8 protein-coding genes are annotated in these 11,490 nt (G+C 27.1%); all 8 read left to right on the top strand.

Features of this window, described 5'->3' with window-relative positions; genetic code table 11:
• Window positions 1-1,659, top strand: a 1,659-nt coding sequence (locus tag ACQY5W_RS06280) for a hypothetical protein (protein ID WP_428024100.1), incomplete at its 5' end; no start/stop codon positions are given.
• Window positions 1,659-2,408 carry a flagellar biosynthetic protein FliR gene (locus tag ACQY5W_RS06275; RefSeq protein ID WP_428024099.1) on the top strand — a complete coding sequence of 250 codons (750 nt, stop codon included), beginning with the start codon at window positions 1,659-1,661 and terminating at the stop codon, window positions 2,406-2,408. The genes ACQY5W_RS06280 and ACQY5W_RS06275, both read left to right, overlap by 1 nt.
• A gap of 11 nt (window positions 2,409-2,419) precedes the next feature.
• Complete coding sequence (gene flhB / locus ACQY5W_RS06270; RefSeq protein WP_428024098.1) at window positions 2,420-3,469, top strand: flagellar biosynthesis protein FlhB; 1,050 nt, start codon at window positions 2,420-2,422, stop codon at window positions 3,467-3,469.
• Window positions 3,470-3,472: 3 nt separating this feature from the next.
• Window positions 3,473-5,467, top strand: a complete 1,995-nt coding sequence (locus tag ACQY5W_RS06265; protein WP_428024097.1) for a tetratricopeptide repeat protein — start codon at window positions 3,473-3,475, stop codon at window positions 5,465-5,467.
• A 1-nt stretch (window position 5,468) separates the two neighbouring features.
• Window positions 5,469-6,776 carry a flagellar protein export ATPase FliI gene (gene fliI, locus ACQY5W_RS06260; RefSeq protein ID WP_428024096.1) on the top strand — a complete coding sequence of 436 codons (1,308 nt, stop codon included), beginning with the start codon at window positions 5,469-5,471 and terminating at the stop codon, window positions 6,774-6,776.
• The gene (locus ACQY5W_RS06255) at window positions 6,773-7,888 is read left to right on the top strand and encodes a flagellar hook-associated protein FlgL (RefSeq protein ID WP_428024095.1); all 1,116 of its coding nucleotides are present in this window, start codon (window positions 6,773-6,775) and stop codon (window positions 7,886-7,888) included. Before fliI ends, ACQY5W_RS06255 begins: the two co-directional genes overlap by 4 nt.
• Before the next feature lie 20 nt (window positions 7,889-7,908).
• Window positions 7,909-10,020 (top strand): flagellar biosynthesis protein FlhA, encoded by a 2,112-nt coding sequence (gene flhA / locus ACQY5W_RS06250; protein ID WP_428024094.1) that lies wholly within the window; start codon window positions 7,909-7,911, stop codon window positions 10,018-10,020.
• A gap of 1 nt (window position 10,021) precedes the next feature.
• Complete coding sequence (locus ACQY5W_RS06245) at window positions 10,022-11,488, top strand: BatD family protein (protein ID WP_428024093.1); 1,467 nt, start codon at window positions 10,022-10,024, stop codon at window positions 11,486-11,488.
• Window positions 11,489-11,490 lie beyond the last annotated feature (2 nt).

Genomic DNA, 11,490 nt, shown 5'->3' with positions numbered 1-11,490 from the left:
AATGTAAAAGAAGTAAATCCAAAGATAGAAGTAAAAACAGAGAATGTAAAAGAAGAGAAAAAAGAGAAAACAGAAAATATAAAAGAGAATGTAGTAAAACAAGAAGTAAAAACGACTTCGTTAATGGATAGATTAGTACAAGAGACAAAAGCAAATGTAAAAGAAGTAAATCCAAAGATAGAAGTAAAAACAGAGAATGTAAAAGAAGAGAAAAAAGAGAAAACAGAAAATACAAAAGAGAATGTAGTAAAACAAGAAGTAAAAACAACGATAACTGAACCTAAAATAAATGAGCTAGTAGAAAATACTCAAGAAAAAGTAGAACTCCCTTTAGAAAATAAAGATAAAGTTGTTAAGGATAAAAAAACTTCAGAAAGTATTTTAAATATTAAAAAAGAAAATGTTGATGAAACTTCAATCTCTCAAAATATAGTAAAAAAAGATTTAGATTCAAATATAGATAAAATCGCTGAAAATAATAAAAAGAATGAAAATACAGTTTTACAAAACAATAAAGAGCAAAATTTAAAAGACAACGTAAAAGAAAATAATGCTACAAAAATATCTTCCAATGAAGTTAAAAATGAAAAAGTAGCAAATGAGTTATCAAAATTAAATTTAGATTCATCAAATGAAAAAATAGAGCTAAATAAAGAAGAAATATTATCTCAAAAAGATACAAATAAAAAAAGTGAATCATTAATTGATAAAATATTAAATGAAAATAAGAAAGAGATAATAAAAACTGATAGATTAAATAAACAGAATTTGTCATTAGAAGAGTTATTAAAAAATAATAACGAGCAATTAGACGTAGCAAAATCAAAAAATGATTTACTGACAAATATTTATATGAGTAGTCAAAAAAAATCGATAGATAATAAAAACTTAGAGATAAAACATGAGGGTGTTCAACTTGCAAAAAATGCAACTTCAACAAAAGATATTGAAAATAGTGCAAAGGTTTTAAATCTTGGTTTAGAAAAAGTAGAAGTTAAAATTGAAAAACCAGTTGAACAGCAAATTGAGACAAAATTATCTTCAACTTTTGATAGATTGGTTATTTTGAAAAATAGTTCAGATAATTCAAAAAACTCTAAAGAACAGCATCCCAAAAAAGAGGGTGGTAGTTTTTTAGTTCAAGGTAAAATCTTTGATGATGAGTTAAAAGATTCTAAACTTGTTAATTTAACAGTAAGTTCAGCTGCCGCTCAAACTATACAAAATAGAATTATAGGAGCACGTCAACAAATGGCTGCTATGATGTCTGATATGGCTAGGGTAATGTATGAAAATTATAGACCACCTGTAACTGCATTTAGAATTAATTTAAATCCTTCATCTTTGGGAACAATTGCCGTAATAATTAGAAATGAACAAAGAAACAACTCTTTATCTATTAGCATGAAAGCAACCAATAGTTCTACAAAAGAGAGCTTGATGGATAATCAAACAGTACTTAAAGATAGTTTATTTAAAAGTTTTGCAGGAGATGCAACTTCATTTGATTTAGATTTTAGTGATTTTGATAATAGTGAAAGTTTTTCAGATAATCAAAATATGCAAAATAAAGAGCAAAATTCAAATCAATCAATAGCTTCAAATAAAAAAATAGAAGAAAGTAAAGTAATAGAAGATAATAGCTATAATTATCTCTAATGGAAGCTTTATTATCTTTATTAAATGAAAATGTTGTAATTAACTTTACTTTACTTTTTGCTAGAATTCTTGCCTTTATGGCACTTATGCCTATTTTTGGACATAAGGCAGTTACTGTCACAATTCGAGCAGCTTTTGCATTTTATGTTACTATATTTTTATTTCCCCTAATTGATATACAATCACAAGTAACTTCAGATAATTTTTTATTGGCAATAATTTCAGAATCAACATTGGGATTAGTTGCTTCAATGTTAGTTAATATAATTTTTAATGCAGTCAAAATGATTGGAGAATTTGTAGGTTATGCAACTGCACTTGCAATGGCAAATTTCTTTGATCCAGCTTCAGGAGCAAATGAAGGGATATTGGCTAGATTGATGTTTTATATAGGACTTGCAGTTTTTTTTGAATCAGGAATGTATGAGATGACCTTTTCTATTTTAGCAAAAAGTTTCTCATTTGTTCACTTAGGTTCTTTTAATATATTTACATATGATGGTATAAAGATGTTAGTAGATGAGATAAACAGAATGTTTGCTTTTACTTTTGCCTTTGCTTTCCCTTTATTTTTTATTGGTTTTGTTATTGATATATATTATGCTTATGGTACAAAATCTATGCCTGCCTTTTCGCCTTTTGTTATTACTTTTCAGTTAAAATTTGCTTTAATTATGTTATTTATTATGTTAGGTGTTGAAGTCTTTACAGAGGCCTTTACCAATTACTTTATCACAAAATTTCAATAGGAGGGGGGATTATGTCAGAAGAAGAAAAAACAGAAGACCCCACCGCCAAGAGATTACAAAAAGCAAGAGGTGATGGTAATGTTCCTAAATCAGCAGAAGTTGTAGGGGCTACTATACTTTTATTTGGTACTGTTTATATGCTTTTTTGGAGTAGCTATACTTATACTTCCATAAAAGGTCTTATGATATATATTTTTAATCAAATTGGTCAAGAATTAACTGGTAAAGATTATTATGATATTGTATATTTTATAATGTATCAAATTTTTTATGCTTTAGCTCCATTTTTTTTGTTGGTTATTATATTGGCAGTAATTTTAAATATTGCACAATTTGGTTTTTTAATGAATCCCATAAAATTAAAATTTAGTAAATTAAATCCTATTGGAGGACTTAAAGGTCTATTTTCTTTAAAAAAATTATTAGAGGGAGTAAAACTTTTAGCAAAATTATCATTAATTGTTTTTGTAATGGCAATTTTATTTGGTCTTACATATAAAGGTTTTATTGCAATGATGGACAAAGATATTTCCACATCATTGGACTCAATGTTTATGCTTTTGCTTTATTTTTTAGAAGCTATATTATTTATAATAATAATATTTGCTATAATAGATTTCTTTTTTATGAAACATTATTATATTAAATCTCTTAAAATGACTAAACAAGAGGTAAAAGATGAACATAAGAATATGGAAGGGGATCCAAAAGTAAAAGCAAAAATTAGAAATATTCAATTTCAATTGCACTTTGAAAGAATGAGATCCAATGCAAAAGATGCAGATGTTGTAATAACAAATCCAACCCACTATTCAGTTGGATTAAAATATGATAGTAGTGTTGATTCTGCACCAAAAATTGTTGCAAAAGGAATTGACTTTTTAGCTTTAAAAATTAGGGATATTGCTAAAGAGAATAATATTCCAATAATTGAGAATCCAGCTTTAGCAAGGGCTTTATATGATCAAATTGAAGTTGATCAAGAGATACCATCAGAGTTTTATAAGGCTATGGCTGAAGTATTCTCATATGTATATGAATTAAATAAAAATAAAAGGTAAATTTTGAAGTTTTTATTGATATTATTTTTACTATTTACATTTTCAAATGCAAAAGTAGATTTTTATTATAGTTTTATAAACCCATCAGGCGTTCAAATATCTGAAAAAATGAAAAATGATATAAAAGATGGATTTGAACTTTTACAGCAAATAAAAAAAATGGCAAGAGATGGTAAAATAGATGAAGCATATGCAGAAATTAAAAACTTTAAAGAACAAAATAAAATAAAAATCCTAAACTCAGATATTATTCTTACATATTCAGAAATAGCTCTTAAAAAAGAGACAAAAAGAATAGTTTCTGAAGCTTCAAACGAATTAGAACTAGCTATTAACACAGGTCAAATTCAAGAAGAAGATTTAGCAAAAGCATATATGCTTATGGTAGATTTTAAGTTAGATACTAACAGAGTAAAAGAGGCAAAATATTTTGCTGAAATCATCATAAACAATTTTTCTGACAAAATTACAAATGCCTATGGAAAAATTTATTTGGCAAAGGTTTATAAGTATACAAAATCTTATTCAAATGCAATAAAAACTTTATACAATATTTTAGTTGATACTACTGACGTTTTAGTTGCAACAATTGTAGCTGATGAACTTTTTGATGTTTATGTTTTAGATGGGCAAAAAGAAAAAGCCTATGAGCTTATTTCGAAGGTTTTAGATAAAAATATTGATTATTATTCAGAAGATTCTTTTATTGCATTAAAAAAAGTTGATAAATTAGTTGCTGCAAATATGCCTGAATTTGCAGTTGAGATTTTAAAAGAACTTTTAAATAGGGCAACTCAAGGTGAGTTTATTGAAGAGTTTAAATTTAAATTAGCAAATGTTTATATGAGCATGTATGATGGAACAAATTTTTATTTATTTAAGGCAAAAGAGTTATATAAAGATATTCTAAGTGAATTTCCAGATGGTTTATATGTTCAAGAATCAAAAATGTTTATTGATGAGATTTTAATGCGTGAGGGAAATATTACTCCAGAGTTGGTTGCTTCAAAATATCCTAACTCAGAAGCTATGAAACAAAAAGCTTTATTACAAGAGTTATTAAATTTTAAAAAAGAAAAGAAATATGAATTTCTTTTAAAATCAAAAAAAGTTTATAGTAAAATCTCAAACTCAATTACACAAAGATTTGCTTATGAAAACATAGGTGTTTTATATGATGAAATTAATGTTTCTTTGATAAAAGATTATTTAAAAAAAGATCAATGTTTTCTAATGAATAAAGCTCTTAAAACTTCTAGAAAAGAGACTTTAGAGCTTTTAATTGAAGATAAGGAAGTAAAATATAAGTTTTTTGAGTGTTTGATTGAAGTTCCATATGAAAGAGCTTATGAATTATTAAAAGAGACTTTTAATTCAAGTAGGGATGCTACACTATATTTATACCTTGAAAGAATGGCATATGCTTTAGGTTTAGTTGATGAAGCGATGGATTACTCTTCTAAAGTAGAAATGGTAAATAATAAAGATGTTTTAGAAAAAGAGTTTTTATATAGATTTTTAGTTTATACTGCAAAAAATGACTCTATTGCTATGGAAAAATTCTTTTACTTTGCAACAAGATTCCCAGAATTTATTGAAAAAAATGAGAATAATCCTATCATTGTAGATTTTTATTATCAATATTATTTGTATTTAATAGGAAAAGATAGACAAATAGAAGCTGAAAAAGTATTGGAAAAACTTTATAATAAACAAAAAGAGTTAAAAGCTTTTGTTTATTCTCCTTTTGTTGATATTGAACTTGCAATGTTAGAGAAAAAGAAAAATAATATACCAGCTGGAATTACTTTTTTAACAGATTCAATAAAAAATACTAGAAATATGAAACCAAATGATAAAGCACGAGTATATTACGAATTGATAAGATTTTATGATGATGAAGGTTTGAATAATTTGAAAGATGAATTTATATTAAAATGTAAAGAAATAAAAGATACTAAAGACTCTTTATACAAAGATATGTGTGATAAGATGTAATATGATAGATATAGATAAATTTATAGATGATATAGATACAAATAATTTAATAATACCTTTTGGTAGAATTACTCATATTAGTTCAACTACAATTAAAGCAGTTGGAATTGAAGTTGCTGTTGGAGATATTGTAAAAATTGAGTCTGAACAGCACTTATATACAGTTTTAGGGATGGTTGCTTCAGTGGAAAGTGATGGCTTTAAAATTGTTCCATTCTCTTTTATTGAAGGCTTTAGAATAAATGATAAGGTTTTTTTACAAAAAGATGGACTTAGTGTAAAAAGTGGTTATGGATTATTGGGTAGAGTTGTTAATGCTTTAGGTGAACCCATTGATAAAAAAGGAAAAATTGGAGAACTAGAACAAAATTCAGCAATAAATAAACTCTCAATTCCAGCTTTAGAGCGAGGAATAATTGATGAAAGATTTTCAACAGGTGTTAAAGCAATAGATTCAATGCTAACTTCTGGAAAAGGTCAGAAAATAGGAATTTTTGCTGGAAGTGGTGTTGGTAAATCTACTTTGATGGGGATGATAGTAAAGGGGTGTGAAGCACAGATAAAAGTTGTAGCACTAATTGGTGAGAGGGGAAGAGAAATTCCTGAATTTATTCATTATAATCTAAATAATAATTTAGAAAATACAATAATAATCGCTGCAACTTCTGATGAATCTGCACTTATGAGGAAATATGGTGCATTTACTGCTATGGCAATTGCAGAATTTTTTAGGGACAAAGGCCATGATGTTTTACTTATGATGGATTCTGTAACTAGATTTGCAATGGCTCAAAGGGAGATAGGACTTAGTATAGGAGAACCACCTGTAAGTCGAGGATATCCACCTTCAGTTTTTGCTCTTTTACCCCAATTGATGGAGAGAGCTGGAAATACACAAAAAGGCTCTATTACGGCATTCTTTACAGTTTTGGTTGATGGTGATGATATGAATGACCCAATTGCTGACCAAAGTAGATCTATACTTGATGGGCATATTGTATTAACAAGAGAATTAACAGAACAAGGGCAATATCCCCCTATAGATTTATTAAAATCAGCATCAAGAGTAATGGATAAAGTTGTTAGTCCCGAGCACTATAATGGATTTTTAAAGTTAAAAAGAGTATTATCGCTTATAAAAGAGAACGAAATATTAATTCGTGTGGGTGCTTATAAACAAGGTATGGATAAAGAGCTAGATGATGCTTTATCAAAAAGAGAGAAAATAAAAAGCTTTCTTTTTCAAGGTACAGCTGAAAAACATGACTTTAACCAGATTTATAACCAATTTATGGAGGTGATTAAATGATTAATACAGACAGATCAACACTATATAGATTAGATATGCTAAATCAACAGCAAATTAAAAATAATTACCAAATGAGTACTTTAAAAAAGATAGATAAGGGAAGTGATGATACAAAGGTATATACTCAAGAACTTTATTTAAATGACAAGCTTAATGTATATGAAGGACTAAAATCTCAAATTGAGAAAACTAATGCTCAAAATGATGTTTCTGATTCAACATTAGCTGAAATCAAAAATCTTTTAGACTTCATTAAATCTGAAACGGTAAAAGGTAGAAATGATACCAATGATAGTGTTTCTAGGGAAGCAATAGCTACTCAAATTGAAGGTGCTAAAAATAACCTTTTTACACTTGTTAATGAGAGAGTTGAAGATGAGTATATATTTGCAGGTTCTCAAACAAATGTACAAGCATTTGTTAAAGATGAAAATGGAAAAATTACTTATAATGGAAATCCAAATTTAAGACAAAGTGCAGTTGAAGTTGACTCTTACAGAGATAGAGGAGTTACAGGCTTTGACATTATGTCATACGATGTTACTAAATCTGTTTCTGGACAAGAATTGACTTTCAAAGAGGGTGAAAGAATCATCGATGAAAATGGTAGAGAATGGAAATTAAATGCAGCAGGAAGTGTACTTGTAGAGTATGATGAAGATGGAAAATTAACTAAAAACTTTATAGAAGTAACTACAACTGGTGAATCTCCTGATAAAGTACATACTATTACAGAACTTCCTACAAATGAGGATGGTAGCGAAAAAACTTTTACAGTTAAACATAATAGTTTTCAAGCAATCGATGATGTTATTACCGCTTTAAGAAATAATGATGGTGATGGAATATCTGTAGCTTTAGAAGATTTAAATAGTGCCTTTGGTGCTGCAAATAATGCACACGGTGTACTTGGTGGAAGAAATGATACTTTTGAAACAGCGTATGAAAGAGTAACATCAAAATTAACACATTTTAATGTATTAACAACAGAAAATAGTATGGCAAATGCAACTGAAGTTGCAATGGAATCAAAACAGCTAGAGTTAATATATAAAACACTTTATTCAACTATAAGTAAAACAAATAGCTTATCATTAGTTAATTTCCTTTAAGTTGAAACAGTTTTTAATATATGAATATTAAAAGGATATTTTCAAAAGATTTATTTGCAGTAATATTTTTTGTTGCAATATTGTCTATTATAATTGTTCCATTACCGAAGTTTATATTAGACTTTTTTTTGATTTTATCCTTATCAATTTCTTTATTAATTTTACTTATTGGGTTATATATTCAAAAACCTACTGATTTAACCACATTTCCAACCCTTATTTTAATTTTTGCACTATTTAGGTTATCTTTAAATATTGCAACAACAAGGTCCATTTTAAGTGATGGACATAATGGTCCTGATGCTGTTAGTTCCATTATTGCCGCTTTTGGAAACTTTGTTGTTGGTGGAAATATGGTAATTGGTATTATCGTATTTATTATTTTGGTACTTATAAATTTTATGGTTATTACTAAAGGTTCTACAAGGGTTGCAGAAGTAACTGCAAGATTTACACTTGATTCTATGCCTGGTAAACAAATGGCCATTGATGCTGATTTAAATGCAGGATTTATTGATGATAAAGAAGCAACAGAGCGAAGACATGAACTTATAGCAGAAGCTAACTTTTATGGAGCGATGGACGGGTCTTCAAAATTTGTTCAAGGGGATGCAACAGCAGGGATTATAATCACAGTTGTAAATATTATTGGTGGATTATTAATTGGTGTTTTTCAACATGATTTAGGAATTGCGGAAAGTGCTGAAATCTTTACAATTTTAACTATCGGTGATGGTCTTGTAGCACAAATTCCAGCACTTATTTTATCTACTGCAACTGGTATTATTATTACAAGATCTAATCTTGATGAAGATAAATTTGCTAATCAAGCAATTAGCCAACTTGTTAAAGATTCTAAATCATTGATGCTTTTAGCTATTGCTTTATTATTATTTGCATTTATCCCTGGTTTCCCATCTGGTATTTTAATTGTTATGGGATTATTATTAGGATTTATTGGTTATATAATTTATATGATTGATAGTGGACAAAATAATAGAATAACTAATTTTTTTAAGAAAAAAGAAGAGGAAGATAAAAAAGATATTCTTGATAAAATTAAAGAGCAAAAAGAGAAAGCTGCTAAACCTTCTAATGATAAAGAAGTAATTGATAATATTATGAAAATGGAAGTTTTAGAGTTAAAACTAGGTATGCGACTTCTTCAATTGGTTCAAGGAAATTCTGATTTATTAGATAAAATTAGAGGGATTAGAAAAAGTGTTGCTGCTGATTTAGGATTTATAATTCCACAAATTAAAATTTCAGATGAGGTTACTTTAAATTCAAATGAATATGCTTTGTATTTAAAAAGAATACCTCTTTCTGTTGCTACAGTGGAAGTTGATAAACTTTTGGCAATGGGTGGAACTAGTAAGGCAAGTCTTGAAGGTAAAAAAGTAAGAGAACCTGTATTTGGACTTGAAGCTACATGGATTAGTCCAGAATTAAAAGATGATGCTCTTTTAAAGGGATTTACTGTTGTTGATGCACCAACAATTATCTCTACTCACATATCAGAGATAATAAAAAGACATGCAGAAGATATTATAACAAGACAAGATATTGTAGATATAGTTGATGGATTAAAAAAAGATTTCCCTATTGTAGTTGAAGAAGCTATGAAATTAACTTCACATGGAACATTATTAAAAGTTGCAAAAGATCTTTTACATGAGGGGATACCAATTGTTGATATGCTTACAATCATTGAAGCAGTTGCAGATATTGCAGAATATACAAAAGTTCCTGATGTATTATTGGAGCATGTACGAAGTAAATTATATAGACTTATTACAAATAGATATTTAGATAGTGATAATATTTTACATATTATTACAATTAAACCAGAATTAGAACAGCAATTTATTGGAAAACTCCAAGATAAAGGTGGAGCTTCACAATTAATGTTATCAATTGGTGAAATAAATAGCTTAGTTACAAGTACAAAAGAGATGATAAAAAATATTGAAGCAAGAGGTTTCAATAAAGTTGCTATGGTGGTTGACCCAGTACTTAGAAAAAGAATCTCTGAAATTTATGAAAAATTTGGTTTAGAAATTGCAGTATTAAGTCATGCTGAGCTTGATTCTAAAGCTAATTTCTCAATTGAAGGAACTGTAGAGTTCTAAGATGAAACTATTTTTTAAATTATTTTTTATTTTAATATTTTTTAGTATATTTGCTAAGTGTGATGTGGCTTTAAAATCAAATAATAATTTTATCTTAGGTGAAAATTTTGTTTTTGAAATAGAGGCAAATGGCTCTGATATAGAGTTCCCAAACATCGATAAAATTGATAATCAAATTGTAGTTAACCTAGGAACAAGTAGAACAATTACAAGTATTAATGGTAATGTAGTTAATAAGATAAAAAAAACTTATTCTTTTAAGCCTCAAAAGGATTTTATACTTCCTTCTTTTGAGGTTAAAATAGATGGAAAATCTTTTAATACAAAAGAAAAATCAATCACTTCATATATACCTAAAAAATCAAAATTAAAAAATTTTGATTTTGAAATTTCATTAAATAAGAGTTCTTTATTTGTGGGAGAAGAGTCTGTATTAAATCTTAAATTTAAGTATAAAAAAGATTTACAAATAGTTGACTTAGCCTTTAATATGCCAATTTTTAATAATATTTGGAGTAAAAAAATTGAACAACAAAATAGTAGTTATGAAGAGAATGGTTTTGTTGTTCAAGAATTAAACTTTCTAATATTTCCACAAAAAAGTGGACTACTTGAAATCCCTTCAATAAAAATAGAAGCAAAAGTTATTGATATGAATACTTATAGTTATTCTCTTTTTTCTCCAGCAACAAAAACAGAAAAAATATATTCAAATTCATTAACTTTGGATGTAAAACCTTTACCTAATAATGTAAATTTAATTGGCGAATTTTTATTAAAAACTTCTGTTTCAAAAGAAGAGATAAATGAGGGAGAATCTGTTTCTTATCAAGTTGAAGTGAGTGGAAATGGAAATATTGATGATATTGAAGATATAAAATTAGATATAAAAGATGTAACTATATTTGAGAATAAACCAGAAATCAAAACAAAAATAGAAGATAATAAAAATGTTGGAACTTATAAAAAATCATTTTCAATAATTTCAAATAAAGATTTTGAGATACCTTCTATAAGTTTGAGTTATTATGATCAAAATATTAAAAAAGTAGTAACTCAAAAGAGTCCAAGTTATAAAATAAAAGTTAAAAGTATAGAAAAAAAAGCTACATTTAAAGGTCTTGAAAAAGTAAAAAAAGAAAAAATTGAGATAGAAAAAATAGTATATAAAACTTCTTTAAAACAACAACTACTATTTTTTATTTTAGGTATGCTTTTTACAATATTAATATTTGGTTTATACTTCTATGTTAAAAATAGAAAAGTAAAACAAAAAGATGATTTGCCTTTAGTCAAATCAATCAAAAAATCAAAAAATAATAATGAGTTAATCAAACTACTTCTTCCATATATTGGATATAATAAAATTTTAGATGAGTTGATTTTTAAACTTGAAAAAGATGAAAAAATTGATTTAAAATTAATTAAAAAAGATATTGTAAATATAGTTGAAACATTAGCTTTGTAAAA

Origin of the sequence: Arcobacter sp., assembly GCF_050300555.1 — a bacterium.
Lineage (GTDB): Bacteria > Campylobacterota > Campylobacteria > Campylobacterales > Arcobacteraceae > Arcobacter.
Note: the sequence above shows the minus strand (reverse complement) of the source record. Positions and strands in the feature narration are given on the sequence as shown.

Coding starts and splice junctions, on each gene's coding strand:
- ACQY5W_RS06275 (WP_428024099.1), top strand. CDS start 1,659: ATGGAAGCTTTATTATCTTTATTAAATGAAAATGTTGTAATTAACTTT.
- flhB (WP_428024098.1), top strand. CDS start 2,420: ATGTCAGAAGAAGAAAAAACAGAAGACCCCACCGCCAAGAGATTACAA.
- fliI (WP_428024096.1), top strand. CDS start 5,469: ATGATAGATATAGATAAATTTATAGATGATATAGATACAAATAATTTA.
- ACQY5W_RS06255 (WP_428024095.1), top strand. CDS start 6,773: ATGATTAATACAGACAGATCAACACTATATAGATTAGATATGCTAAAT.
- flhA (WP_428024094.1), top strand. CDS start 7,909: ATGAATATTAAAAGGATATTTTCAAAAGATTTATTTGCAGTAATATTT.
- ACQY5W_RS06245 (WP_428024093.1), top strand. CDS start 10,022: ATGAAACTATTTTTTAAATTATTTTTTATTTTAATATTTTTTAGTATA.